Below are 24,697 nucleotides of genomic sequence, written 5' to 3'. Positions count from 1 at the left end.
CGGGTCATTTCTTGCCTACCTCATACCGGCGGTTCGGGCGATATTTTTTACCGCATCTCCTGCGCCGGAGTAACGCCAAGAATACCCAAGCCCGCTGAAATCACAACAGAAACGGCCCGGGCCAAAGCGATTTTTGACTGGCTTGTGGCAACATCGCCATCCTGGATGAAACGCAATTGCGTCTCGTCATTGCCCTTGTTCCACAACGCGTGAAAGTCGCCTGCAAGTTCATAAAGGTAAAAGGCGACCCTGTGCGGTTCATTGGTCCGGGCGGCAATCTCGACCAGCCGTGGCCATTCTGCCAGCTTCTTGGCAACAACCAGTTCCGAGGCATGATCGATCTTGCTCAGGTCAGCGTCCGCAAGGGTCGCATCATCAGCCGCAATTCCAGCTTCGGCCGCACGGCGCAGCACGCTCATGACGCGGGCATGTGCGTATTGAACGTAGAACACGGGGTTCTCGCGACTTTGTTCCAGCACCTTGTCAAAATCGAAATCCAGCGGCGCGTCGTTCTTGCGGGTCAGCATAACAAACCGCGTCACGTCCGGGCCCACCTGATCGACCACATCGCGCAGAGTGACAAAGTTCCCTGCCCGCTTGGACATCTTGAACGGCTCACCATTCTTCCACAGCTTCACCAGCTGCGTCAGCTTGATATCAAGCGGCACCTTACCGTCGGACAGCGCCGACACAGCTGCCTTCATCCGTTTGACATAGCCGCCATGGTCGGCGCCAAACACGTCGATCAGCGCGTCAAAGCCACGGGTCACCTTGTCATAGTGATAAGCAATATCCGGGGCAAAATAAGTCCAGCTGCCATCCGATTTCTTGACAGGGCGGTCGACGTCATCGCCATGTTCGGTCGATTTGAACAGGGTCTGTTCGCGTGGCTCCCAATCCTCGGGCTTTTTGCCCTTCGGCGGCTCGAGCACGCCTTCATAGATCAGGCCCTTGTCAGTCAGCGATTGCAATGCGGCCTCGATCCGACCAGTGCCATAGAGAGATTTTTCCGAGAAGAACACATCCATCTCGACGCCCAGCGCTTTCAGGTCAGCGCGAATAAGGTCCATCATCGCGTCGGTCGAGAACTCACGCACCTCTTCCAGCCAGTCACTTTCCGGCTTGTCGATCAGGCTGTCGCCGTATTTCTCTTTCAACGCCTCACCGATTGGGATCAGGTAGTCGCCGGGATAAAGACCTTCGGCAATTTCGGGGCTCAGACCATTGGCCTCGCGATAGCGTTCGTAAGCCGAGCGCGCCAGCACATCCACCTGCGCGCCGCCGTCGTTGATGTAATACTCGCGGGTCACGTCATGGCCGGAATAGGCCAGCAGGCTTGCCAGAGCATCCCCGAACACTGCACCCCGTGTATGACCCACGTGCAGCGGTCCGGTTGGGTTGGCCGAAACATATTCCACGTTGACCTTCTGCCCGTGGCCCATAGTCGAGCGGCCATAATCGGTGCCCTTCTCCAGCACAGCCGCCAGCACACCTTGCCAGACCGACGGTGCCAGCCGCAAATTGAGAAAGCCCGGACCTGCCACATCGGCGCTGGTGATCCGGTCATCCGCTGCCAGCTTCCCAGCCAATACATCGGCAATGTCGCGCGGTTTCATCCTGGCCGGTTTTGCCAGCACCATCGCCGCGTTTGTCGCCATGTCGCCATGCGCCGCATCACGCGGCGGTTCAACCGCCACGTTGTCAAAACTCAGCCCCTCGGGCAACGCGCCTTCGGACTGCATCTGCGCCAGCGCGTCCAGTACGAGGCCGCGGATCTCGGAAAACAGGTTCATTTCGGATGTCCTTTTGCTTGTCGCGGGGTTTACCACGCAATGCGGCAAGGTCAATGGAAGCCTATTGTTTGAACTCGGTTGGCGCCAAATGCCCGCCAATCTCGCCCGAATATCCGCTGCCTGAGACCTCAATTGCCCTGCGCGCTGTCTGTCGAGCTGCCACCGACCACCACTTCCCGGCTGCGCAAGACACATCACCCAACCTGCAAAAAGGCCGCGAAAGTGGATTATTACCCGTGTCGTTGCAGCGCAATCAGCCCGTCAGCCGTGCGTGATCCTGCAAGGCAAAACGGTCGGTCATACCTGCGATATAGTCCGATACGATCCGGGCCAGAGCGGTCTCGTCCGCCGCAGCTTCAATATCCTCGTGCCAGCGTGCGGGCATCTGTTTCGGGTCGCTCAGATAGATCGGAAACAGGTCTTCGACAACCGTTGCAACCTCGGCCCGTACCTTCATGACGCTGGGTGCGCGATACATCCGGGTAAACAGGAACGCCCTGATTTGTTTCAGATCCGTCCAAGTTCCGTCCGAGAATTGGATGACAGGATACCCGAGATGGCGGATCTCTTCGACCGTCTGCGCGCCCGAGGCCGCAATCAAGTCACGCGACGTTGTGATGACGTCCGCCACCATGACCCCAAAAACCCGCCGCAGTGCTTCATGACGCCGCCGATACGGATCAAGACCGGGGTATTTCGCATCCACATCCGCATAACACGCCCCCACGATCGGAAGGTGGCGCAGATCATCATCTTCAAACAACCCCGCACGCAACCCATCCAGAAGGTCGTGATTGTTGTAAGCAATGTCATCAGACAAGGCCGCCACCTGCGCCTCGGCACTTGCATGGGTATGAAGTTCAAGGTCAAAGCCCTGGTTGCATTCCGCCAGGGCCCAGGGCAATTCGCCAACAACCGGGCCGTTATGCTTGGCGATACCCTCCAGGCACTCCCAGGTCAGGTTGCATCCGTCAAACCCGGCATAATGCCGCTCCAACTTGGTTACGATCCGAATGGCCTGAGCGTTGTGATCAAACCCCCCGTAAGGCGCCATCAGCGCGTGGAGGGCGTCCTCACCCGTATGACCAAAGGGGGTATGACCCAGGTCGTGCGCCAGGGCTACAGCTTCGGTGAGTTCAGGATTCAGGCCCAACGCCCCTGAAATGGTTCGCGCGACCTGAGCGACTTCGATGGAATGGGTCAGCCGTGTTCGATAGCTGTCACCTTCGTGCTCGACAAAGACTTGCGTCTTGTGCTTGAGCCGTCGAAACGCACTGGCATGAATGATCCGGTCGCGATCGCGCTGAAAGCTTGACCGGAAGCTGCTTTCTTCCTCTGGAACCAGCCGCCCCCTTGCGCGGTCTGGGTCCGAAGCAAAACCTGCTCTGTCCAAAGGCCTTGTCCTTGTCGCCTGTCTTTTGGTTTCATATATTGTAGGACGCTTGGGAAATAAACCTTTGGAGACCGGCATGAATCTGCCCCCATCAGTCACCGAACGCGCCTACGACCGCCTTGCCGAAATCGGTGCCGCGGAACAGGGGCAAGCCCTGCGTGTCGCAGTGGAGGGAGGTGGATGTTCCGGTTTTCAATATGAAATCGCTCTGGACACGCCAAAGGCCGATGATCTCATCCTTGAAGGCAAGGGGCAGAAAGTCATCGTCGACCCTGTCTCTCTGCCCTTTCTTGAAAACGCTGTGATCGATTTCACTCAGGAGCTTATCGGTGCACGGTTTGTGATCGACAATCCCAACGCCACCTCGTCCTGTGGCTGCGGCACGTCGTTTTCAATGTAACCGGTGGGGGCTTTGCCCCCACACCCCCAGGATATTTTCAGCCAGATGAAGCAGGGATCCACTCTCTGTCCATAACGACCAGAGAGCTTCACCTGGCGCGGTCATCGGCGTCCCCGCCTGTACCGCCCTTTCAAGTATCGAGAAAATGGTTAAGGATCCGTTTCTTCATCTGGCTAAAAATATCCCGGAGCGCGAGGCAGAGCCTCGCTAGTCCGATCTCCGACTTGCCGCTGGGCCCGTTCTGAGCGATAGGTTGCCACAAGGCTTCGGAGGATCGCGCATGAAAATCGCCACATACAACATCAATGGCATCAAGGCGCGAACCGAGGCGCTGCCCCGCTGGCTGGACGATGCCCAACCCGACGTTGTTCTTCTTCAGGAAATCAAATCCGTCGACGAAAACTTCCCCCGCGAGATGTTTGAAGATCGCGGGTACAACGTGGAAACACACGGGCAAAAAAGCTTCAATGGTGTCGCGATCCTGTCGAAGCTTCCGCTGGAGGATGTATCACGCGGCCTTCCCGGCGATGACAATGATGAACAGGCACGCTGGATCGAGGCGACCGTCGTGGGCAAAAAGGCCCTGCGACTCTGTGGGCTGTATCTGCCCAACGGGAATCCGGCACCCGGACCGAAATACGATTACAAGCTGGCCTGGATGGAACGGCTTTTCGACCGCGCGCAGGCCCTGATGAAGTCAGAGGAGCCGGCCCTGATGGCCGGAGACTATAACATCATCCCACAGGCCGAGGATGCCAAACGCCCCGATGCCTGGCGGGAAGACGCGTTGTTCCGCCCGGAAAGCCGGGCCGCCTTTCGAAAGATCCTGAACCTTGGCTTTACCGAGGCCTTCCGTGCGACAACGCAGGGTCCCGACCACTATTCTTTCTGGGATTACCAGGCTGGCGCTTGGAACCGGAATGACGGAATTCGGATTGATCATTTCCTGCTAACGCCACAAGCGGCCGACCTCATGCGGAATTGCCAGATTGATGCCGCTGTTCGGGGGCACGAAAAGCCATCCGATCACGTTCCTGTCTGGATTGACCTGGATCTTTGAGGCCCTAGGCAGCCGTGACGTCGTGACTGTAGATCCACTCATAGCGTTGTGACAACCGGGCACCAACGACCCGCAGCACACATTGCGCAGCCATACGGGCTGGACCGCGCAGATGAAAGTTCCGCGCATTTGACCCGGCCGCCGCGACAACGCGCTGCGCCCTTGGCTTGCGGGTTGTTTCATAGGCCGCCAGTGCGTTGGTGATACCCGATCGTTCGTCAAACGCGCGCGCCAGCACCCAGGCGTCCTCGAGCGCCAGACATGCCCCTTGCGCCATGAATGGCAACGTCGGATGGGCCGCGTCCCCCAGCAGTGCCAACCGACCATTCTGCCAGTTTTGCGCGACGGGCCGCAGAAACAATGCCCACAGATGCACTTCCGTGACTTTCGACAGAATGTCGCGCACGGGGCCGCCGAAATCCGCGAAGCGCTTGCGCAGCTCTTCAGGGTCGCCCGTCTGACGCCATCCTTCTTCCCGCCAGTCCGAGCGCTCTTCGACCGCAACAATGTTCATCATGCTTTCGTCACGCAACGGATAGGTCACCACATGCCGCCCCGGCCCCATCGTCAGGGATGCGGAAACCGGATCATGACCGGGCTGCCAGGGGATGGTGGCGCGCCAGGCCACCTGATGCGTGAACTCCGGCACCTCTGCCCCGTTCAAAGCCGGGCGGAGCATACTGCGGCCGCCATCGGCCGCAATGGCGCATTCAGCGCGAATTCGCTCGCCTGACGCCAGGACCACCTCTGCCTCGTTGGGATGCTTTTGCACATGCGAAACTCTGGCACCCAACCGGATATCCACGCCTGCCGCACAAGCCGCATCATGAAGAAGGTTCAGAAGGTCGGCACGGTGGTAGTAGTAGGTCGGACCAGCTGCGGGGCCTGGCAGCCGACTGACCACGCGCCCATTTCGGTAATCGCGCAAGACAGTTCCATGGGATTTCTGCCCGACAGAAAGACCTGTGACGCCAAGTGCATGAAGAACGCGCATCCCGTTCTCACTGATCTGCAAACCAGCACCGACTTCGGTCAGGGCCGGGGATTGCTCCAGAAGCGTGACATGCGCCCCACGGTGTTGCAGCGCCAGTGCCGAGGCCAGGCCGCCGATTCCACCGCCGACTACACAGAATTTCAATCCGTCTATCTTCATGACACCCGCATAACGCAAAAACGCCGGAGCCACAGGCCCCGGCGTTTGGATTTCTTACACATACCCGGCGATTAATCGTCGCGGTGGACCTTTTCGCGACGCTCGTGGCGCTCTTGCGCTTCAAGTGTCATGGTTGCAATCGGTCGTGCGTCCAGACGTTTCAGCGAGATCGGATCGCCCGTCATTTCGCAATACCCGTATTCGCCATCATCAATCCGGCGCAGGGCCGAGTCGATCTTTGCGACCAGCTTTCGCTGACGATCACGGGTCCGAAGTTCCAGCGCACGGTCTGTTTCTTCGCTGGCGCGGTCCGCGACGTCCGGAATGTTACGGGTGTTGTCTTGCAGCCCTTCGATGGTGTCGCGGCTACCAGCCAGTAACTCTGTCTTCCAATCCAGCAGCTTGCGGCGAAAATACTCAAGCTGACGATCATTCATGAAAGGCTCATCTTCGGCCGGACGATAATCTTCCGGCAGAAAAACTTCCTGCTTCATATTTGCTCCCTCGGTTTGGCCAGTAACGTCGTTCGAGGCTGTTTCAGCTGACATTTGGCTCTCCCTTCTGCGCAGCGTTTAGCCGACGGACGGTGGAATGTCACTACACAAACGTTGCGCAACAGTGCACCCCCGCGGATTTGTCTAACTATGAGACAAACATCAACAAAACCTTGTATTTCTATGAAATTTGACAGGCTTTTTTAGGGCGAGAGGCACGGCGCCCGGAATTGGTCTATATCGGAATCAAGCAAAAGGGCTTGGAGTTGCAGCACAATTCCCGCCGGGCGACGCAGGGACGCGGGTTGTAAAAAACCTTGCCGCTCTGTAACCCGGAAACCACAACCTGCCCGTCCAACACAATATACGCACGAGAGGCCCATGACCGCACGTTTCCAAGGTACAGCCGAATATGTCGCCACCGACGATCTGACCATTGCCGTGAACGCCGCTGTCACGCTGGAACGCCCCCTGCTGGTGAAGGGCGAACCTGGTACCGGCAAGACCGAGCTGGCTAGGCAGGTGGCCGGTGCGCTAGGGCTGAGAATGATCGAGTGGAATGTGAAATCCACCACCCGCGCGCAGCAGGGTCTTTATGAATATGATGCCGTCAGCCGCCTGCGTGACAGCCAATTGGGCGAAGAGCGCGTCCATGACGTGTCGAACTATATCCGCAAGGGCAAGCTGTGGCAGGCCTTTGACGCCGACGAAAAGGTTGTTCTGCTGATCGACGAAATCGACAAAGCGGATATCGAGTTCCCCAATGACCTGTTGCAGGAACTCGATAAGATGGAGTTCCATGTCTATGAAACGGGCGAGACGGTCCGGGCCAAGCACCGCCCTATCGTCATCATAACTTCGAACAACGAAAAAGAGCTGCCCGACGCCTTCCTGCGCCGCTGTTTCTTCCACTATATCCGCTTTCCGGATGAGGCGACGATGCGCCGGATCGTCGATGTGCATCACCCCGGCATCAAGGACGCACTTCTGACCGCCGCGCTGACGCAATTCTATGAAATCCGCGAGACGCAAGGGCTCAAGAAAAAACCCTCGACCTCAGAGGTGCTGGACTGGCTGAAGCTGTTGCTGGCCGAAGACCTGACGGCGGAAGACCTCAGGCGTGACGGGGCCAGCGCGCTGCCGAAGCTGCATGGCGCTTTGCTGAAAAATGAACAGGATGTGCATCTGTTCGAACGTCTTGCATTCATGGCACGTGGCAAACGCTAGCCTGCGTGTGAACAATCTGTGATCACGGCTTGCCATTGGGTATCTCGGGTGTCAGCATCGAGATACCTGACGCAACCGCGTTGCAAAGCAGCAGTATTGGGGTCATCACTTGGCGAACGCTCTGACAATCCGGACCCTGCGGGCCGAGGACAAAGATCAGTGGGCCGAAATGTGGCGGGATTATCTGGCGTTTTATGAAACCACCCTGCCTGAAAACGTGTATGAAACGACCTTTTCCAGATTGGTGGGCGACGACCCGCAGGATTTTTCCTGTTTTGTCGCGGAACAGGATGGTGTTTTGGTCGGACTGACGCACTACCTGTTCCATCGCCACGCCTGGAAAGTGGAAAAGGTCTGTTATCTGCAAGACCTGTTCGCCCGACCTGAAACCCGAGGAACGGGCGTCGGTCGCGCCTTGATTCAGGCGGTTTATGAAGAGGCGGATCGCCAGGGCGCCCCATCCGTTTACTGGCTGACGCAAGAGTTCAACCACACGGCACGCCACCTTTATGATCGCATCGGCACCCTGACACCGTTCATCAAGTACGCCCGCCCATGATGCGTTTGGGCGCCCTTTTTCTGGCGCTGGTTATCGCTGGCTGCACGTCTGTCGAGACAATCGAACTCGGGAACGATGTCCCATATGTCGAAGTGGCGTTGCCGCCGGCCAAGTCTTTTGCGGCACCCCGCCCTTCGCCACCGGCACGGTCCAATACGAACATCGCGTCGGATTTCCTGTCCCTGCATTTCGAACTGGAAAGCGGGGCCGCACTGCCCGTGTTCACGCGGTTCGAAACGCCGATCACCGTTCGCCTGACCGGATCGCCGACACAAAGTATGCAGCAGGATTTGACCCGCCTGCTGAACCGCCTGAAGCGCGAGGCGGGTATCAACATCCGACAAATCAACGACGGGCAGGCCAATATCACGATCGAAGCGGTCAGCCAGAAGGACATTCTGCAAATTCTACCAAACGCGGCCTGTTTCGTGGTGCCAAACGCGTCCAGCCTGACCGAGTATCAGCGCGACCGCCGCAAACCCAAAAGCAGTTGGGTTGAGCTGCGCCAGCGCGAAAGATTGGGGATTTTCATCCCCTACGATGTCAGCCCGCAGGAAATGCGCGATTGTCTGCACGAAGAACTGGCACAGTCCCTTGGTCCTCTGAACGACCTCTATCATCTGCCGGATTCGGTGTTCAACGACGACAATATTCATACGGTCTTGACCGGGTTCGACATGCTGATCCTGCGCGCGGCTTATGCGCCCGAACTGCACACCGGCATGACCCGCGATCAGGTCGCTGCCGTCATCCCCGGAATTCTCAGCCGTCTGAATCCACGCGGCGACCGACTAGCTGCGCAACCCCCCACAAATACCCCCCGAGAGTGGATCAACGCGATCCAGAAATCACTGGGACCGGGGCCGGGTTCCCCCCGACAGATGCGCGCCGCACAAAAGGCAGCCCGCATCGGGCAGCAACTGGGATGGACAGACCACCGCCGCGCCTATCCCCACTACCTGATGGGCCGGATGGAGCAGTTTCGTGACCCGGCAGAAGCCCAGCGGCAGTTCAAGATCGCGCAACAATTTCTTCGCGCGACGCCCGGAACCGAGGTTCATCAGGCTTATGTCTCAACCCAGACCGCAGCCTTTGCACTTGCACAGGATCGCGGGCCCGAGGTCCTGCCCGAACTGGATCAGGCCATCGACGTGATGACCCGCGCGGAAAACGCTTCGCTGCTGGCAACGTTGCTGCTGTTGAAATCCGAGGCCTTGAAACAGGCCGGTCAATTGCAGCAGGCACGTGCCGTCAGGCTGGACAGCCTTGGATGGGCGCGATACGGGTTCGGTTCGGATTTGGTGGCTCAATCTCTGGCTCAAAACAGTGGCCGACGCCCCGCTGACAGCACGAAAGACGGATGAAACGCATATGTTGCTAGTACTGGGAATGGCGATACTGGGTGCAATCCTGGGCGCTTTGACCGCAAAAAAACGCAATGGAAACGGCGCCGACATGGCGCAGTATGCCGCCGGATATGGGATCGCTTTTGCGCTTGTGGGGCTGGTGATCTCGCTGGTTCTGCTTCGCATGGTGGCGTGACGCGATGTTCCTGCCCTTTTTCGAAAACCTCCGCAAAGCGGGCATCCCGGTATCGCTCCGGGAGTATCTGACTTTTCTGGAAGGCATGAAAAAGGGTCTGGTCACCTATGATGTCGAAGCGTTCTACTACCTTGCCCGCGTGTCGATGGTGAAGGACGAGCGCAATATCGACAAGTTCGACCGCGCCTTTGCCGCCAGCTTTGAGGGCTTGGGCGACATCAGTTTCGATCAGGTGTTGGAAGCTGTCGATATCCCAGCCGATTGGCTCGCCAAGATGGCCGAGAAACACCTGTCGGACGAGGAGAAGGCCGAGATCGAAGCGCTCGGCGGTTTCGACAAGCTGATGGAAACGTTGCGCGAGCGCCTCAAGGAACAACAAGGCCGTCACCAGGGCGGTAACAAATGGATTGGTACCGCAGGAACCTCTCCGTTCGGGGCATATGGGTATAACCCCGAAGGCGTCCGTATTGGTCAGAAAGAAAGCCGCCACCAGCGTGCCGTCAAGGTCTGGGACAAGCGGGAATTCAGGAACCTCGACGACACGGTTGAACTGGGCACCCGCAACATCAAGGTTGCCCTGAAACGCCTGCGCCGCTGGGCGCGGGAGGGAGCAGCCGAAGAGCTGGATCTGGACGGCACCATCCGTGCCACGGCCGAGCATGGCTATCTGGATGTCAAAACCCGGCCCGAGCGCCACAACGCGGTGAAGGTACTGTTGTTTCTGGACGTCGGCGGCTCAATGGACCCGCATATCAAAGTGGTTGAAGAGTTGTTTTCCGCTGCAAGAACCGAGTTCAAACATCTGGAATATTACTACTTTCACAATTGCCTGTATGAAGGGGTCTGGCGCGACAACCGCCGCCGCTGGAACCAACAGACCCCGACCCACGAAGTGCTGCGCACCTATGGATCCGACTACAAGTGCATCTTTGTCGGCGACGCCTCGATGAGCCCCTATGAAATCGCCTATCCCGGCGGTGCCAATGAACATTGGAACCAGGAAGCCGGGCAAGTCTGGCTGCAACGCGCGCGCGAACAGTGGGCGTCAAACCTGTGGATCAACCCGGTGCCCGAGAAATACTGGGAATATACCCATTCCATCAGCATGATCCGCGACATCTTTGAAGATCGCATGGTGCCCATGACACTGGCTGGTCTGGAAAAGGGAATGCGCGAGCTGACGCGGTGAAACACACCATCAGGTATTCCTGCTGATTAATACCTTGACCTCAAGCAGGGTTGAGCTTTCACAGTAACCCGGTTGCCGTTTGAAAACCTGAGGAGCTGACTGTGCATCTGCTGACAATCCTGGATCACCCAAAGCCGAACTCCTTTACGGCCGCCGCTGTCGCGAAACTCTGCGAAGGCGCAAAGGCGGCTGGCCATACCACCGAGGTTGCGGATTTGCATGCAGAAGGGTTCGATCCACGCTGGTCAATGGCGGATATAGAAGGCGAAGCAGGCACGGGCGCACCGCAAGACATACTTGCGGAACAAACACGGATTGCGCGCGCCGATGCAATCTGCCTGGCCTTTCCATTGTTCTGGTGGGGAATGCCTTCGATGATGAAAGGCTGGGTCGACCGCGTGTGGATGTGGGACTGGGCCTACGATCAGTTGGACGACCCGGAAAAGTCCCTCCAGAGGTCGCGAACAGGATTACTGTTGGTGCCAGCCGGTGCGCGTTCTGACGAAATGGAAGCCAAAGGATACACCGACGCGCTTGAGACACTCTGGACCAAAGGCACGTTCGGGTATTTCGGGTTTTCACCCCGGAAACTCGAGCTGTTGCATGGCGCGACCGGATCAGCCCCGCGGCGACAGGCGCTTTTGGAACGTTGCTATGAAATTGGACGTACGCTTCCGCAACCTGAAAGCGATCCATGAACACGGTCGCGCTCTGCAGCCTCACTTTGAAATGCGGCTGGATTGTGAGAAGCTTCTATTTTCCATTTGCTCTTGGGGTGTTGAAAACCCATATCTAGCCCATGCTGCGTCTGACCCCTATCCTGCTGGCCATTGCCTATGGAATTGTGATGTACCGGATTTCCGTCTGGCGCACCCATCGGGAACTGGACGCAAAGTCGACCGAACTTGTTGACCCGGCCCTCAAGCGCATGACCGACCGGCTGGCTGCCGCGCTCGAGATCGAGCGGGTTCCGGTTTATATCTATGAGATCGACCCGGTGAACGGGCTGGCCGCACCGGACGGGCGGATATTCATCACGCGGGGATTTTACCGCAAGTTCCGCAACGGCGAGGTTTCGGCTGAGGAAATGGCCAGTGTAATCGCGCATGAGTTGGGCCATGTGGCACTAGGTCACGCGCGGCGGCGGATGATCGATTTTTCGGGGCAGAATGCGATGCGCACGGCGCTGATCATGGTCCTGAACCGGTTCATCCCTTTTGTCGGAGCGATGATTGCCAACGCGTTGACCGCACTGATCGCCTCGCGCCTGTCGCGGGGGGATGAGTATGAAGCGGATGAATATGCGGCCGCCTTGCTGACAAAAGCCGGTATCGGAATCGGTCCGCAGAAATCACTGTTTCACAAGCTGGAAGAGTTGACACAGCAACGCGCCGGGGTGGTCCCGGCATGGCTGATGAGCCATCCCAAGACAGATGAACGTGTTGCGGCGCTGGAAAAGCTTGAACAGCGTTGGGCACAGCAGTGAAGCCTGTGCTGCGAGAGGCCAGCCTCTCGCGCTCTCCGGGATATTTTGGGCCAGATGAAGCTGGATCCCACTCAGGTGGCGAGTGCCTTGCCCAATCGCGGAAGCCGGGCTTTTTTCATGAGCGCGCGAAGGGTCCATTTTTCGGCTGAGAGGCGATTGGCTTCGGCAAGGACCTGAGTGGCAAGTGTGCTCATGCCTTCTGGATTGGATTGCCAAAAGCCGTACAGCAGGCTGTCGGGGTCTTGCCGATCAAGCCCTTCATCAGTCAGGATATTTCTGGGAAAATCCTTGGCATTAACCGTGACAATCAGATCAGCGGAAGCAGCTATTGCTGTAGCCAGCACGTGGATATCTGCGGCGTCCGGCAGCCACAGACGGTTTTGAAGACCCTCATTCGTTGGACGTTCAGCATCCGGCCAAGCCGCTTGCACCAACGCGATCTCGGCGCGCGCCTGCGCCTCACCCGTCGGGCCCAGCTTACGGGCGGCGCGGGCCCATTCTTCGAGGATGCGGGCGGACCAGAGCGGGGTGAAATGCCCCAATCGCGCAGCACCCAACAGCATCTCGCGCATGACCGTGGGATAGAGGACGCAAGTGTCGAGAACAGCCTTCATAGGCGGTAGAACACCGCTTTGAGGTAGCCGCTTTCCGCCAGTTGCGGCAGTTGCGGGTGATCCGGCCCGGCAAATCCGGTGTGGATGAGTTGCGCCTGTCGACCCGCCCGGCCGATCCCGCGGGAGGAGGCGTCGCGGAACCGTCCCAGATCGGCGGCATGAGAACACGAGCACAGCCCCAGATAGCCGCCGGGTTTGACCAGAGGTGCGGCAAGCCGTGCGATACGCTCATAAGCGCGCAACCCCGCGTCCAGCGCTTGTTTTGAGGGGGCAAAGGCAGGTGGATCACAGATGACCACGTCAAACGCCGCACCCTCGTCCCCCAATTGGGTCAACACATCGAACGCGTCGCCCTGTCGGGTCTGGAACCTGTCGGCAAGGCCCGAAGCCGCAGCGCCTTTGGTGGCCAGTTCCAGCGCGGCCGCAGACCCATCGACGGACAGCGCTTGTCCGGCACCTGCGGCCAGCATTGCCAGACCAAAGCCGCCGACATGGCTGAACACGTCCAGCACCTGCGCTCCGGGATGTACCAGCCGTGCGGCAAAGGCATGGTTGGGGCGTTGATCGTAAAACAGGCCGGTTTTCTGACCTCCGGTCAGGTCGGCCATATACGTGGCACCATTCATCGGCACAGGCAGGGGTGCGTCGGGTGCGGTGCCGTGCAAAGTCAGGTTCTCATCGTCCAGCCCTTCCAGCCCGCGCGTGCGTCCCGAGGCGTTTTTCAGCACCGTCGTCACGCCTGCGACCTTGACTAGCGTTTCGGTGAGCGTATCCAGATGCACCTCGGCCCAGGCCGCGTTGGGCTGGATGACACAGCTATCGCCAAACCTGTCGATGATCACACCGGGAAAGCCATCGGCCTCGGCATGGACCAGACGGTAGAAAGGCGCATCAAACAAGCGTTCACGCAATGCAAGGGCGCGGCTAAGGCGGGTTTCGAACCAAGTATTGTCCAACTGCGCGTTTGTGTCGTGATCCAGCACCCTGCACATGATTTTTGAGTCAGGATTGACGGCCACCAGCGCAAGCGCTGCACGGTTGTCATCCTCGAGAATCGCCAGAGCGCCTGCGGGGATCTTGCGCGTGCGGCGGTCTGTGACAATGTCATTTGCATAGACCCAGGGGAAGCCATGGCGCAGCCCGCGCGCGTTGGCTTTGGGTTTCAGGCGGATACGGGGGCGGTCGGCAGTTTGGGTCATGGCGCCCTCTTAGTCGCGAATGTGCCGATGGAAAAGCCCTAGCGGTTCCGAGAGCGCCAGCCGCCACGCCGTTTCGGGGTTTGGGCCGCCTGAAGGCCCTCGGACAGAACCTGAGTCATGGGGTGATCCGGGCTGTGCAGCGCGTATGCCGCATGCAACTCGGTCAGCGCCGTGTTCTGGTCACGCTCTTCGGGCAGGCTGAGCGCCCAGTCCAGAAATATGCTGCGGCATTCCGGCAGGGTGATGCCTTCGATACGATAGGCTTCCTGGATCAGACCTTTGTGGTCATTGGGATCAGTACTGCGTGCCATCTTCGCCCTCTTGGATCACGCCGCCGATCAGGTCGGCCGCGGTTGTGTAACTCTTCTGTAATGCCCGTTGCAGTGCATCGACCTGTTCAAACCCGGTGGCGCGGCACAGGAAATCCACACCTCCTTCACCGATCTGTTCCGCCTCGATGACCTTGCCCGATAGAAGCCGGGCCGCACATTGCACCGACCAGCATAGGCTGTAGCAGTCTTTCAGGGATTGCGCCTGCGCGACATCCAGCAACCCGGCAGCGACGGCACCATCGAGGCCCGAGGACACGTCGCGTGCCGTAGACCCTGCCAGCAAGGCACCGGTTTCGGCCATCAGTTCGATATCCATCAGGCGGCCGGGCCCGTTTTTGGCATCCCAGATCCCGGCGGGTGCCTTGGCTGCGGCCAGACGCGTTCGCATCTCGGCGACTTCGCGCAAAACCTTGTCCCGCTCGCGTGGGCGCGACAGAAACCCGACGCGAAACGCTTCGATATCATTTGCCAAACCGGCATCACCCGCAACGACATGAGCACGGGTCAGGGCCAGATGTTCCCACACCCAGGCCTCATTCTGCTGATAATTGGTAAAGCTGGCCCAACTGGTGGCGACTGGTCCCTGATTGCCGGACGGGCGCAGTCGCATGTCGACCTCATACAGCCGCCCCTGTGACATCGGAGCCGAAAGTGCCGTGATCAGCGCCTGCGTGAACCGCGCATAATAGGTGCGCGTGGCCAAAGGACGCGGACCATCGGACATGTCCTGATCCTGCGGATCATAGATCACAATCATGTCCAGATCGGATTGCGAATTGATCCGTCCTGCGCCCAGCGACCCCATGCCCAACACCGCCGCTCCGCGCCCCGGGGCGGGCCCGTGTTTGCGGGCGAAATTCTCGGCAACATATGGCAGGATGGCGGCAATCACCGATTGTGCAAGTTCTGCATATTGCCGGCCTGCCTGTGCCCCGTCGATCAGACCCCGCAAGTGGTGGACACCGACCCGGAAATGCCATTCCTTGCACCAGCGCCGTGCAAGGTCGAGCCGGGTTTCATAGTCAGGCTCTTCCGCCAGCGCACGGTCCAGTTCGATTTGCAATGCCTTCTGCCCCGGCCAATCGGCAAAGAAACTGCCGCCGATCACCGCGTCGAAAACCGAGGCATTGCGCGACAGATGCGAAGCCAGAGCATGAGATGTGCCAACGATATCGACCAGCAGGTCGATCAGTTGCGGATTGGCCTCGAACAAGGAAAACAGCTGAACCCCGGCGGGAAGGCCAGACAGAAACCCATCCAGCGCCATCAACGCCTCTTCCGGTTTGGCGGTCTTGGCAAGACGCGACAGCAACTCGGGCCGCAACCTTTCGAATATCCGCGACCCGCGCTGGGACCTTAAGGCCGGATAGGTCGTCCACCGGGCCAGAACACTCTGGTCAAATTCTACATCCTGCGCCGCCACAGGTGCAGGACCGGGCCCGGGCGCAAAAAATCCTTCGGTCAGTTCGTGCACTTCGGTCAGGCGGTTTTTCACGTCCTGTTTCAGTTCATCACTTTCGATCCCCATCAGACAGGCGATACGTTCAATGCCTTCAGGTGATTTCGGCACCTTATGCGTCTGCGCATCATGAACCATCTGAATGCGGTGTTCGACTTCGCGGTGCGCCCGGTAATGATCGGTTAGTTTGTCCGCAACATCCTGCGGCACCCAGCCTTTTGACGCCAACGCCGCCAACCCCGGAACCGTTCCACGCACCCGTAAATCCGGATCGCGACCGCCTGCGATCAACTGACGGGTCTGGGTGAAGAACTCGATCTCGCGAATACCGCCCTGCCCCAGCTTCATGTCGTGGCCCGGGATCGACAAGACCCCGCCCGTACCTTTGTTTTCGCGAATCCGCAGACGCATATCATGCGCGTCCTGAATGGCGGCAAAATCCAGATGGCGACGCCAGACAAAAGGGCGCAGACTGTCCAGAAACCGCTGCCCCGCGGCCAAGTCTCCGGCGCAGGGGCGGGCCTTGATATATGCCGCGCGTTCCCATGTGCGGCCAAGGCTTTCGTAGTACCGTTCAGCGGCCTCCATTGCCATGCAAACCGGTGTTACGGCGGGATCTGGCCTCAGCCTCAGATCGGTACGGAAAACATAGCCATCGGCAGTCTTGTCGCTGAGCGTCGCGCAGAAGTTCCGCGTTGCCCGCACCATGCCCTGCCGGGCCTCGTAAAAGTCATCGGGGTCGAACCGCGTCTCATCAAACAGCACAATCAGATCGATATCCGAGCTGTAGTTCAGCTCATGCGCGCCCATCTTGCCCATAGCCAGAATGACCATCCCGGCGGCAGTTTCGATATCGTCCTCGGTCATACCCGGCAGTTTGTTGCGCCGGATCAACGTCGCAATCTCGGCCTTGGCCGCAGTATCCGCGGCCAATGCACCGAAATCGGTCAACGCCGCGGTGACTTTCTCAAGCGGCCAGGCACCTGCAATGTCGGCAAGCGCGGTCAACAACGCCACACGCCGCTTGGCCTGCCGCAATCCGGATTTCAGCTGATCCGGCGGCAGCTCACGCGCATCCGCCATGACTTCAGACAGAGCCTGATCCGGGCGCATTATGGCATCAGGCAGCCATTCCCTTTCACGCTCGATCAGGCCTTTCAGATATGGGCTGGACCCGGCTGTTCCCGCCACCAGCTCTCCCATCTCCTGCGACAGATCAGGTATCAGAGCGCGGGTTTCATCGCCCAGAGACGGATCAAACGCACGCGGAAGGCGGGTAATGGCAAGAGCGTTAGTCATGCGCGCACCCTGCGCATTGCGGGGCGCAATCGTCAATGGGGCATTCTGATTAGGTTTCCTGAACCGGCGTATCCTGACTGAAGCTGTTGATCCATACGTCGTTTCTTCTTTCCCACAAAGATGAAATCAGCATTGCCTCGCGCCGATCTGCGCCCGGGCGCAGGTAATCGGCGCGGTAGGACAACAAGACGATATCCGGGGTCAGAATGCGTAACCGGGCGTCACTCAGATCAAACTCGGCCATCGTTGGCGCATCTGCAAATTGCCCGACGTGATCGTCCCGATTGGCAAACCCCGTGGGATAAACGCCCAGAAAATCCGCGCTCAGCAAGGCGCGGTCGGCGCTGGCATTACCTTCAACCAGCGCCACCCAGACCTGTGTTTCCAGTTCAAGTATGTCCTTTAGTGCAAGGGCAGCTTTGTTGTCCGTCATATCCATACTCCGACCCTGTGGGCCAGTTCCTGAAACGTCAACCGGATTGCATAATGTAAATCTTTTTCACATTACCCCTTGCACCCGTCCAAACGGTACCCCATCTATGCAATGTGAATAGAGTTTACATCAACCCTGGAGAGCTCAAATGACCGCATTGTCCGACCCCGCCGTCCCCGCGAATCCGGGATGGCTTTATCGAACCGAAGCCTGGCTGGATGACAAAGGCAAAGGGGCCTGGATCGCCGCCATGGTTCTTGGTTTCATCTTCTTCTGGCCCGTTGGCCTTGCCCTGCTGGCCTACATGATCTGGAGCAAACGCATGTTCAGCAAATCCTGCAACCGTCGTAAATCCTGGCACAGCCACATGAGCGCAATGAAGCCCTCAGGCAACAGCGCCTTTGACGCCTACAAAGCAGATACCCTGGCCCGCCTGGAACGTGAACAACAGGATTTCGAAGCCTTCCTACGCCGCCTGCGTGACGCCAAGGACAAGGCCGAATTCGACCAATTCATGGATGAACGCGCCCGCGAGAACCATGACGAAGACGGCAAGGGCGAGCCCGCCTGATTGACCTTGCCCTGCCCCGGTGTTTCGGGACAGGGTACCCCTACCCCAGTTTTTCGGACCCATCGAATGAACCATCTGCCCGACCCCGACACCCAACCCGATTTCTATCGTTCCGTGACAACCAAACGCTTCGTCGCCTGGCTGTTCGATATCGCCTTCATTTCGCTGCTTTGCACGGTGGCAATCCTCTTTACTGCGTTTCTGGGTCTGTTTTTCCTGGCCCTGATCTACGCCGTCGTTAGTTTCGTCTACCGGGTGGTGACCATCGCCAACGGCTCTGCCACGCTGGGAATGCGATTTATGGGGATCGAGCTGCGCGACGCGTTCGGAGAACGAATGGATCTGGGCAAGGCGCTTGCCCATACTGCGGGCTATTTCGTCAGCATGGCCTTTCCCGTGGTCCAGATCATCTCGGTCATCATGATGATGACCAGCGCCCGTGGCCAGGGTCTGACCGACGGTTTTCTGGGCACCGTCATGATCAATCAACGGGCCTGACGCAAGGTTGCGTGAAACACTTGGCGGTCTCGGGAACGGTTGCTATCATCCCTCCCGAGGCTGGATGGGGATTTCATGCGACATACGCTGCCAATAGCGCCACAATTCTATGTCACGGCACCGCAGCCCTGCCCTTATCTTGATGGCAGGATGGAACGTAAACTGTTCACCGCCCTGCAAGGCGAAGGGGCTGAACAGCTGAACAACTCCCTGTCTCAACAAGGATTTCGCCGGTCTCAGAATGTGCTCTACCGGCCTTCGTGTACGGATTGCGCGGCCTGCCTGTCAGCCCGGATCGATGTGTCAGCCTTCCAGCCGACCAAAAGCCAGAGACGCGCGGCAAAGCGGAACGGATACCTGGAACGTCGCGCAACCTCGCCATGGGCCACGGATGAACAATACGAGCTGTTCCGCCGTTACCTTGACACCCGTCACGCCGATGGCGGCATGGCTGACATGGATGTTTTCGAATTCGCCGCGATGATCGAGGAAACACCGATCCGCAGCCGCGTTGTGGAATACGCCGATCCTGAAACGGGCGAGTTGATCGCCGTCAGCCTGACCGATGTGCTCGATGATGGTCTAAGCATGGTCTACTCCTTCTACGACCCGGAACAGCCGCAGAACTCACTCGGCACCTACATGATCCTCGACCATATCGACATCGCACGTGAGGCGGGCCTGCCCTATATCTATCTGGGGTACTGGGTCCCCGGCAGTCCCAAGATGGGCTACAAAGCCAAGTTTTCAGGGCTCGAGGCCTATATTCAGGGGGGCTGGCAAAAGATCAGCGATCCGGATGCCTATACCGGCACATCGCATCACCCCTTGTCGGCGCCGCCAATCGCCGAACAGGTCGCCAATATCCAGCTCCCTGACCGGCATCCGACCAAAGGCTGACCGCGCGATGAAACAAAGCCTGCATGCCGTCACCCTCGTGGTGCCGGATTACGACGACGCCATCTTGTTTTATACAAAGACGCTCAGCTTCGAACTTATCAAGGACATAGACCTCGGCAATGGCAAGCGCTGGGTTCTGGTCGCGCCTCCCGGTTCGGATAGCGGCTTCCTTCTTCTGGCAAAGGCTGACGGATCCGAACAAACCAACGCCATAGGCAACCAGACCGGCGGACGCGTCGGGTTCTTCCTGCAAACCGATGATTTCTACCGCGACCATGCGAACATGCGCGCAAGGGATATCCCCTTCGAAGAAGAACCCCGTCACGAACCTTATGGCATTGTCGCAATCTGGCGTGATCCCTTCGGCAATCGCTGGGACCTGATCCAGTTCACCTGATCCGAATCTTCATCTGGCCAAAAATATCCCGGGGATGAATTGGCCGCAGGCCAAGAAGGGGCTGGCCCCTTGCCCGAAACAAACAGAAAAGGGGGCCAACCGGCCCCCTTTGCAATATTCCCTTCCGGATCGGATCAGTTTGGCATCAGGTCCGGAACGATCGTGACAATCGTCGGGAAGAACCACAAGATCGCGATCCCCATCACCTGGATCAGAACAAACGGAACGATCCCGCGATAAATATGGCCGGTTGTGACCTCTTTCGGCGCAACCCCTCGAAGGTAGAACAACGCAAACCCGAAAGGTGGCGTCAGGAACGACGTCTGAAGGTTCACCGCCACCATGATCGTGACCCATTTCGGATCGAACGAGCCGCCATAGATCACCGGGCCCACGATGGGGATCACGATGTAGATGATCTCGAGGAAATCCAGCACGAACCCCAGAATGAACAGCACCAGCATCACGATCAGGAAAACCGTGAACTCGTTGTCAAAGCTCTTCAGGAATTGCTGGATATAATGCTCCCCTCCGAATGAAATCACCACGAGGTTCAGCAACTGCGATCCGATCAGGATGGTGAACACCATCGAGGTCACTTTGGCTGTCTCACGCACCACCGGGGTCAAAACACCGCTGGAATAGAGCACCCAGCATCCGTACAGCAGCCCGAACAGGGCGTACAGATAGGCCGCATAAGCAATGATGAAGGCGATCCAGGTTTCCACCGTCACACTGCCTTGATTGATACGCAGGTCAAAGTTGACCCCCATCAGCAGTGCAATGACAACGGCGAAGGTCGACCAGATGACCACTTTGCCCGAACGGCCCTGATCCTGCAGCTTGCGATAGGCCGCCAGCATGATCGCGCCACCCGCGCCCAGCGCAGCCGCTGGTGTCGGATTGGTGACACCTCCCAGGATCGAGCCCAGCACCGCTATGATCAGAACAAGCGGCGGGAAGACCACGCGGATCAGATCGTTTGTGGCACAGCGGGCCGCAGCCTCTTTGCAGCCATACATGGCCAGCGCGAACGGCAGGGCGAGCAGTACGAAAGTCACGCCAGAGGATGTGGTCGGCGATATCATCAGGATATCGACCAATGCCATCAGCAACAGCCCGATCGCGCCAAGGATCAGCGGCTGCGGTGACCGCGAGGGTGCGATACCACGGCCCAGAACCAGGGTCAGACCCAGCAGAACAAGGGTTACCGCCACTCCGGTGCCGATCGGCGCCGCATCGGCAATCCTTTTTTGCTGTTCGGCCGCCAGTTCCTCTTCTGTCAGGCGATGCGCTTCGGCTGTGCCGCCAGCGGCATCAATTGCCTCCTGCTCGGCAACAGCCTGATCCCAGGCAACCTGCCCGTGCAGATCGATCATCGACGCCTTGCACTCTGCCGAGACATTGGTCCGCAGCGACGCACCCTCGCCAATATCCGAAAAGGCCGAGACAGAGATATTCTGGCTTCCGATCACACCGACATTGCCCAGAAGGACCGCACCGACGATCAGGGCAACCGGCGCACCCAACAACCATGTCAGGCCTTCTGACCGCGTAATGGGTTCCCCGGAGCCACCGGACACAGCCACTGCAGGCGCCTTGTGCGGGTTCAGCAGCGCATAGCCAAAGGCGTAAAGCGCGTAGAGCAGCGCGAGCATGATCCCCGGCAGCAATGCCGCCTGGAACAACGTCCCGACCGAGACAACCGCAGGCTCACCCAGATAGGTCAGCGCGTCGGTACAACCGGCTTCAACAGCCCGGGTTTCCTGCGCTGTCGAATACAGATCCCCCGCCAATGTGCCCAGCAGGACGATCACGATCGACGGTGGAATGATTTGCCCCAAGGTGCCCGATGCCGCGATCACACCGGTCGCCAGTTCCGGCGAATAGTTGTTGCGCAACATGGTTGGAAGCGCCAGCAGGCCCATCGTCACAACGGTCGCGCCAACGATACCGGTCGAAGCCGCAAGGAACGCCCCCACAACCACAATCGACACGGCCAGACCACCCGGAAGCGGGCCAAAAACGCGCGCCATTGTGGTCAGAAGATCGTTGGCAATCTTTGACCGCTCCAGCGTGATGCCCATCAGAACGAACATGAGCACGGCCAGAAGGGTCTCGATGGATTGCCCGGCCAGCACGCGCTCGTTCATGCGGTTCACGATGAACGACACGTTCCGGTCCAGCGCGGTTTCCCAGCCCGAGGCAAAAACCGGTTCGGCGAGCCTTGGCAAATCCGGGTATCGGAACACGGATATGGTGTCCGGCTTGATCCCGGAGTTCACAAGGTCCCGATAACTTTGCGATCCGACGTCAATCGCCTGGTGGATCAGCAACCCCGCGCTGTCCAGCGCGGCGATGATGCCAAAGGATATTATCCCTGCCCCGCCGATGGCAAAAGCCACCGGAAAGCCGGAAAGAATGCCCCCGAAAAGGCAAAAGAATACGATAATGAGGCCTATCTCGACGCCATCAAGTCCGAATAGCATTGTCTTTGTCTCCGCCCTTAATGCGCGCCTTCATAGGCTTCTTCGCCCTCACCAAGGCTGTCCTTGTCGAGGTATTTTCCAACGCTGTCCGGTCCTTCCACGTATTCCAGATACGACCGGTACAAAAACGCGATGGCGTGCAGGAACACCATGGCCGCAAACGCCACCAGAAGGATCTTGAACAGGAAGTAGGCATTGAACCCGTTGGGGCTGAACCCGATGGTTTCCACGTTCCAGCGCAAGGCGCGGGATTTGGCCACCAGACGGTCCAGCGCGTCACTGGCCGAAGGGTTCGGCACGATCAGATGACGCCACAGGAAGAACCAGCCGTACATCCAGGTCAGCACCGCCATTGGCATCATGAACAGCAACGCACCGCACATATCGACCACACGCTTGGCGCGGTGGCTGATACCGGCATAGATCAGATCAACGCGCACATGCCCGCCCTGCACAAATGTGTAGGTACAACACAGACAAACAACCATGGCGTTATACAGTTTCAGCTCTTCCGCGAACCAGCTGATATCCATCTGGAACGGTATGCCCAGACCGAAGGACATGTCAGGACGGGTAAAGACCCGTTGCATGAATACGATGACGATCTGCTGAATCACCATCAGCAGACCCGCCCAGGCAAAGAACCGCCCGGTGGTGTTTGCAAATCCTTCCAGGCCGCGCACGATGGCCCACATGAAGTTCCGGTAATACAACCCGACGGCTGTCAGAACCAAAAAGAAGGTGAACACCACAAAGAAGAACTCGACCGAGCCGCCGTAATAGACAAAGCGCATGATCGACGCCTTGTCAGACCAGTCCAGCCAGAGCTGCGGATGCGTGACCGCATATCCGAAATTATAGAAGGCTTCGGCAATGTTCTGAATGAACCAGACCAGTCCATTCCACAGGGCGCCGAAGAACGAGATACCGTTTTCGTCCTGCATGTTGTCCCCAGGTCGTCTCAGTTGCGCGCAGGCCTATTGTGGCTTGCCCAAGTCCCTTCACGCAACGGGAAAGGCTTCCCCGCAAGGCGCGGGGAAACCGTTTTTCCTTTGATCAGGAAGGCTTAGCCGCGAACACGGTCACGCTGTGCGGTGTAGACACCCGACGACAGGTTGTTCCATGCCGACGAAGCCGCCATCGACGACATTGCGCTGTCGTGGATCTTCTTGAACAGCTCATCGCCCATGTTCTCGTCCAGAACTTCCTGGCTGGCCTTGCCGAACGCATCCCAGACACTGTCAGGGAATTCCAGGACCTTGACGCCACCGGCCTGCAGGCGCTGCAGCGCTGCGCCATTGTTGGCCAGGAACTGCGCCAGGTTCCACTGGTGTGCTTCTGCGGCAGCGATCTCGATGATCTTCTGCTGGGCCGGGGTCAGCTCATTGAACACGTCGCGGTTGGTTGCCAGCGACAGACCTGCGCCCGGCTCGTGGAAGCCCGCGGTGTAGTAGGTCTTGGTGATTTCCTGGAAGCCCGCCTTTTCGTCGGCCCAGGGTCCGATCCACTCGGTTCCGTCAATCGCGCCGGACGACAGCGCCTGATACACTTCGGAACCGGGGATGTTCTGAACAGACGCGCCCAGTTTGCCCAGTGCTTTACCGCCCAGACCGGGCATACGGAACTTCAGACCATTGAAGTCTTCAGGGCTGTTGATTTCTTTCGAGAACCAGCCGCCCGCCTGCGCACCGGTGTTACCGGCCAGGAAGGACTTCAGGCCAAAGATTTCGCCCAGCTCATCATGCAGCTCCATACCGCCGTCATGATAGTACCAGTTGACCAGTTCCTGCGCGGTCATGCCGAAGGGCACGGCCGTGAAGAAGGCGTAACCTGGGTGCTGACCGACAAAGTAATAGTCAGCGGCGTGATACATGTCGGCCTGACCGGACGACACCGCGTCAAACACCTCGAACGCGCCAACCAGTTCGCCTGCCGCTTTGATCTCGACATTCAGGCTGCCATCCGACATCGCGTTGATGCTGTCGGCACAACGCTGCGCGCTGTCAAACACGCCAGCCAGACCACGACCCCACGAGGTCACCATGGTCAGTGTGCGCTGTCCCTGCGCATAGGCCGGAGCCGCCAGAGCGGTTGCTGCAGCTGCCGAGCCGCCCAGCGCGGATTTTTTCAGAAATGAACGACGATCCATATGAGTGTTCCTCCCCTTCATAGTCACGATCCGGCAGAACCGGACCTGTCGCATTCAGTGC

25 protein-coding genes are annotated in these 24,697 nt (G+C 58.7%); 13 read left to right on the top strand and 12 right to left on the bottom strand.

Annotated elements, in window-relative coordinates:
• Nucleotides 1–47 precede the first annotated feature (47 nt).
• Together argS and ACR0AP_RS01420 are read right to left on the bottom strand one after the other, a co-directional pair.
• Nucleotides 48–1,793, bottom strand: a complete 1,746-nt coding sequence (argS, locus tag ACR0AP_RS01425; RefSeq protein ID WP_480504839.1) for an arginine--tRNA ligase — start codon at nucleotides 1,791–1,793, stop codon at nucleotides 48–50.
• A 253-nt stretch (nucleotides 1,794–2,046) separates the two neighbouring features.
• Nucleotides 2,047–3,186, bottom strand: coding sequence for a deoxyguanosinetriphosphate triphosphohydrolase (locus tag ACR0AP_RS01420; protein ID WP_480504837.1), 1,140 nt, complete (start codon nucleotides 3,184–3,186; stop codon nucleotides 2,047–2,049).
• Between the two features lie 76 nt (nucleotides 3,187–3,262).
• On the opposite strand from ACR0AP_RS01420, the gene ACR0AP_RS01415 reads away from it, so the two are divergent.
• On the top strand, nucleotides 3,263–3,586 hold the full coding sequence (locus ACR0AP_RS01415) for a HesB/IscA family protein (protein WP_480504835.1): 324 nt from the start codon (nucleotides 3,263–3,265) through the stop codon (nucleotides 3,584–3,586).
• Between the two features lie 280 nt (nucleotides 3,587–3,866).
• Nucleotides 3,867–4,646 carry an exodeoxyribonuclease III gene (gene xth / locus ACR0AP_RS01410; protein ID WP_480504834.1) on the top strand — a complete coding sequence of 260 codons (780 nt, stop codon included), beginning with the start codon at nucleotides 3,867–3,869 and terminating at the stop codon, nucleotides 4,644–4,646.
• A 4-nt stretch (nucleotides 4,647–4,650) separates the two neighbouring features.
• Here xth and ACR0AP_RS01405 read toward each other — a convergent pair whose 3' ends face one another.
• Together ACR0AP_RS01405 and dksA are read right to left on the bottom strand one after the other, a co-directional pair.
• Nucleotides 4,651–5,799 (bottom strand): FAD-dependent monooxygenase, encoded by a 1,149-nt coding sequence (locus ACR0AP_RS01405; protein WP_480504832.1) that lies wholly within the window; start codon nucleotides 5,797–5,799, stop codon nucleotides 4,651–4,653.
• A gap of 71 nt (nucleotides 5,800–5,870) precedes the next feature.
• On the bottom strand, nucleotides 5,871–6,293 hold the full coding sequence (dksA, locus tag ACR0AP_RS01400; protein WP_209504868.1) for an RNA polymerase-binding protein DksA: 423 nt from the start codon (nucleotides 6,291–6,293) through the stop codon (nucleotides 5,871–5,873).
• 381 nt (nucleotides 6,294–6,674) lie between these two features.
• Here dksA and ACR0AP_RS01395 point away from each other — a divergent pair, with 381 nt between their 5' ends.
• From ACR0AP_RS01395 to ACR0AP_RS01365, 7 genes are all read left to right on the top strand, one after another.
• Complete coding sequence (locus tag ACR0AP_RS01395; RefSeq protein WP_480504831.1) at nucleotides 6,675–7,520, top strand: AAA family ATPase; 846 nt, start codon at nucleotides 6,675–6,677, stop codon at nucleotides 7,518–7,520.
• A 109-nt stretch (nucleotides 7,521–7,629) separates the two neighbouring features.
• The gene (locus ACR0AP_RS01390; RefSeq protein WP_480504829.1) at nucleotides 7,630–8,079 is read left to right on the top strand and encodes an N-acetyltransferase family protein; all 450 of its coding nucleotides are present in this window, start codon (nucleotides 7,630–7,632) and stop codon (nucleotides 8,077–8,079) included.
• Entirely contained in the window at nucleotides 8,076–9,443 is a 1,368-nt protein-coding gene (locus ACR0AP_RS01385) for a DUF2927 domain-containing protein (protein ID WP_480504827.1), read from the top strand. The genes ACR0AP_RS01390 and ACR0AP_RS01385 overlap by 4 nt, the downstream gene beginning before the upstream one ends.
• A 7-nt stretch (nucleotides 9,444–9,450) precedes the next feature.
• Complete coding sequence (locus ACR0AP_RS01380; RefSeq protein ID WP_209503658.1) at nucleotides 9,451–9,621, top strand: hypothetical protein; 171 nt, start codon at nucleotides 9,451–9,453, stop codon at nucleotides 9,619–9,621.
• A 4-nt stretch (nucleotides 9,622–9,625) separates the two neighbouring features.
• Nucleotides 9,626–10,810, top strand: a complete 1,185-nt coding sequence (locus ACR0AP_RS01375) for a vWA domain-containing protein (RefSeq protein WP_480504825.1) — start codon at nucleotides 9,626–9,628, stop codon at nucleotides 10,808–10,810.
• A 101-nt stretch (nucleotides 10,811–10,911) separates the two neighbouring features.
• Nucleotides 10,912–11,508 (top strand): NAD(P)H-dependent oxidoreductase, encoded by a 597-nt coding sequence (locus ACR0AP_RS01370; protein WP_480480502.1) that lies wholly within the window; start codon nucleotides 10,912–10,914, stop codon nucleotides 11,506–11,508.
• Between the two features lie 101 nt (nucleotides 11,509–11,609).
• Complete coding sequence (locus ACR0AP_RS01365) at nucleotides 11,610–12,296, top strand: M48 family metallopeptidase (RefSeq protein ID WP_480480500.1); 687 nt, start codon at nucleotides 11,610–11,612, stop codon at nucleotides 12,294–12,296.
• A 71-nt stretch (nucleotides 12,297–12,367) separates the two neighbouring features.
• Here ACR0AP_RS01365 and ACR0AP_RS01360 read toward each other — a convergent pair whose 3' ends face one another.
• Genes ACR0AP_RS01360 through ACR0AP_RS01340 form a run of 5 tightly spaced genes read right to left on the bottom strand, consistent with a single transcriptional unit; the run spans nucleotide 12,368 to nucleotide 17,632 of the window.
• Nucleotides 12,368–12,910, bottom strand: coding sequence for an RSP_2648 family PIN domain-containing protein (locus ACR0AP_RS01360; protein WP_480480498.1), 543 nt, complete (start codon nucleotides 12,908–12,910; stop codon nucleotides 12,368–12,370).
• Nucleotides 12,907–14,109 (bottom strand): RSP_2647 family RNA methyltransferase, encoded by a 1,203-nt coding sequence (locus ACR0AP_RS01355; protein WP_480504823.1) that lies wholly within the window; start codon nucleotides 14,107–14,109, stop codon nucleotides 12,907–12,909. The genes ACR0AP_RS01360 and ACR0AP_RS01355 overlap by 4 nt, the downstream gene beginning before the upstream one ends.
• A gap of 38 nt (nucleotides 14,110–14,147) precedes the next feature.
• A complete protein-coding gene (locus tag ACR0AP_RS01350) occupies nucleotides 14,148–14,420 on the bottom strand; it encodes a hypothetical protein (protein ID WP_480504821.1) in 273 nt (90 codons plus the stop codon).
• Nucleotides 14,404–17,199, bottom strand: a complete 2,796-nt coding sequence (locus ACR0AP_RS01345) for a [protein-PII] uridylyltransferase family protein (RefSeq protein WP_480504819.1) — start codon at nucleotides 17,197–17,199, stop codon at nucleotides 14,404–14,406. The genes ACR0AP_RS01350 and ACR0AP_RS01345 overlap by 17 nt, the downstream gene beginning before the upstream one ends.
• 49 nt (nucleotides 17,200–17,248) lie before the next feature.
• Nucleotides 17,249–17,632 (bottom strand): DUF4440 domain-containing protein, encoded by a 384-nt coding sequence (locus ACR0AP_RS01340; RefSeq protein ID WP_480504817.1) that lies wholly within the window; start codon nucleotides 17,630–17,632, stop codon nucleotides 17,249–17,251.
• Nucleotides 17,633–17,780: 148 nt separating this feature from the next.
• Here ACR0AP_RS01340 and ACR0AP_RS01335 point away from each other — a divergent pair, with 148 nt between their 5' ends.
• The 4 genes from ACR0AP_RS01335 (at nucleotide 17,781) to ACR0AP_RS01320 (ending at nucleotide 19,998) form a co-directional block, all read left to right on the top strand.
• Nucleotides 17,781–18,203 (top strand): DUF2852 domain-containing protein, encoded by a 423-nt coding sequence (locus ACR0AP_RS01335; RefSeq protein ID WP_209503649.1) that lies wholly within the window; start codon nucleotides 17,781–17,783, stop codon nucleotides 18,201–18,203.
• A 66-nt stretch (nucleotides 18,204–18,269) separates the two neighbouring features.
• On the top strand, nucleotides 18,270–18,701 hold the full coding sequence (locus ACR0AP_RS01330) for an RDD family protein (RefSeq protein ID WP_480504815.1): 432 nt from the start codon (nucleotides 18,270–18,272) through the stop codon (nucleotides 18,699–18,701).
• A gap of 75 nt (nucleotides 18,702–18,776) precedes the next feature.
• Nucleotides 18,777–19,601, top strand: a complete 825-nt coding sequence (locus ACR0AP_RS01325; RefSeq protein ID WP_480504813.1) for an arginyltransferase — start codon at nucleotides 18,777–18,779, stop codon at nucleotides 19,599–19,601.
• A gap of 7 nt (nucleotides 19,602–19,608) precedes the next feature.
• Nucleotides 19,609–19,998, top strand: a complete 390-nt coding sequence (locus tag ACR0AP_RS01320; protein ID WP_480504812.1) for a VOC family protein — start codon at nucleotides 19,609–19,611, stop codon at nucleotides 19,996–19,998.
• 134 nt (nucleotides 19,999–20,132) lie between these two features.
• Here ACR0AP_RS01320 and ACR0AP_RS01315 read toward each other — a convergent pair whose 3' ends face one another.
• From ACR0AP_RS01315 to ACR0AP_RS01305, 3 genes are all read right to left on the bottom strand, one after another.
• Nucleotides 20,133–22,487, bottom strand: coding sequence for a TRAP transporter large permease (locus ACR0AP_RS01315; protein ID WP_480504811.1), 2,355 nt, complete (start codon nucleotides 22,485–22,487; stop codon nucleotides 20,133–20,135).
• A 17-nt stretch (nucleotides 22,488–22,504) separates the two neighbouring features.
• Nucleotides 22,505–23,431, bottom strand: a complete 927-nt coding sequence (locus ACR0AP_RS01310; protein WP_209503644.1) for a TRAP transporter small permease subunit — start codon at nucleotides 23,429–23,431, stop codon at nucleotides 22,505–22,507.
• A gap of 122 nt (nucleotides 23,432–23,553) precedes the next feature.
• On the bottom strand, nucleotides 23,554–24,636 hold the full coding sequence (locus tag ACR0AP_RS01305) for a TRAP transporter substrate-binding protein (protein WP_480485346.1): 1,083 nt from the start codon (nucleotides 24,634–24,636) through the stop codon (nucleotides 23,554–23,556).
• Nucleotides 24,637–24,697: the final 61 nt, after the last annotated feature.

This window comes from Ruegeria sp. AF7, assembly GCF_056541885.1.
Note: the sequence above shows the minus strand (reverse complement) of the source record. Positions and strands in the feature narration are given on the sequence as shown.

Coding starts and splice junctions, on each gene's coding strand:
- argS (WP_480504839.1), bottom strand. CDS start 1,793: ATGAACCTGTTTTCCGAGATCCGCGGCCTCGTACTGGACGCGCTGGCG.
- ACR0AP_RS01415 (WP_480504835.1), top strand. CDS start 3,263: ATGAATCTGCCCCCATCAGTCACCGAACGCGCCTACGACCGCCTTGCC.
- xth (WP_480504834.1), top strand. CDS start 3,867: ATGAAAATCGCCACATACAACATCAATGGCATCAAGGCGCGAACCGAG.
- ACR0AP_RS01405 (WP_480504832.1), bottom strand. CDS start 5,799: ATGAAGATAGACGGATTGAAATTCTGTGTAGTCGGCGGTGGAATCGGC.
- dksA (WP_209504868.1), bottom strand. CDS start 6,293: ATGAAGCAGGAAGTTTTTCTGCCGGAAGATTATCGTCCGGCCGAAGAT.
- ACR0AP_RS01395 (WP_480504831.1), top strand. CDS start 6,675: ATGACCGCACGTTTCCAAGGTACAGCCGAATATGTCGCCACCGACGAT.
- ACR0AP_RS01385 (WP_480504827.1), top strand. CDS start 8,076: ATGATGCGTTTGGGCGCCCTTTTTCTGGCGCTGGTTATCGCTGGCTGC.
- ACR0AP_RS01380 (WP_209503658.1), top strand. CDS start 9,451: ATGTTGCTAGTACTGGGAATGGCGATACTGGGTGCAATCCTGGGCGCT.
- ACR0AP_RS01375 (WP_480504825.1), top strand. CDS start 9,626: ATGTTCCTGCCCTTTTTCGAAAACCTCCGCAAAGCGGGCATCCCGGTA.
- ACR0AP_RS01365 (WP_480480500.1), top strand. CDS start 11,610: ATGCTGCGTCTGACCCCTATCCTGCTGGCCATTGCCTATGGAATTGTG.
- ACR0AP_RS01360 (WP_480480498.1), bottom strand. CDS start 12,910: ATGAAGGCTGTTCTCGACACTTGCGTCCTCTATCCCACGGTCATGCGC.
- ACR0AP_RS01355 (WP_480504823.1), bottom strand. CDS start 14,109: ATGACCCAAACTGCCGACCGCCCCCGTATCCGCCTGAAACCCAAAGCC.
- ACR0AP_RS01350 (WP_480504821.1), bottom strand. CDS start 14,420: ATGGCACGCAGTACTGATCCCAATGACCACAAAGGTCTGATCCAGGAA.
- ACR0AP_RS01345 (WP_480504819.1), bottom strand. CDS start 17,199: ATGACTAACGCTCTTGCCATTACCCGCCTTCCGCGTGCGTTTGATCCG.
- ACR0AP_RS01340 (WP_480504817.1), bottom strand. CDS start 17,632: ATGACGGACAACAAAGCTGCCCTTGCACTAAAGGACATACTTGAACTG.
- ACR0AP_RS01335 (WP_209503649.1), top strand. CDS start 17,781: ATGACCGCATTGTCCGACCCCGCCGTCCCCGCGAATCCGGGATGGCTT.
- ACR0AP_RS01330 (WP_480504815.1), top strand. CDS start 18,270: ATGAACCATCTGCCCGACCCCGACACCCAACCCGATTTCTATCGTTCC.
- ACR0AP_RS01325 (WP_480504813.1), top strand. CDS start 18,777: ATGCGACATACGCTGCCAATAGCGCCACAATTCTATGTCACGGCACCG.
- ACR0AP_RS01320 (WP_480504812.1), top strand. CDS start 19,609: ATGAAACAAAGCCTGCATGCCGTCACCCTCGTGGTGCCGGATTACGAC.
- ACR0AP_RS01315 (WP_480504811.1), bottom strand. CDS start 22,487: ATGCTATTCGGACTTGATGGCGTCGAGATAGGCCTCATTATCGTATTC.
- ACR0AP_RS01310 (WP_209503644.1), bottom strand. CDS start 23,431: ATGCAGGACGAAAACGGTATCTCGTTCTTCGGCGCCCTGTGGAATGGA.
- ACR0AP_RS01305 (WP_480485346.1), bottom strand. CDS start 24,636: ATGGATCGTCGTTCATTTCTGAAAAAATCCGCGCTGGGCGGCTCGGCA.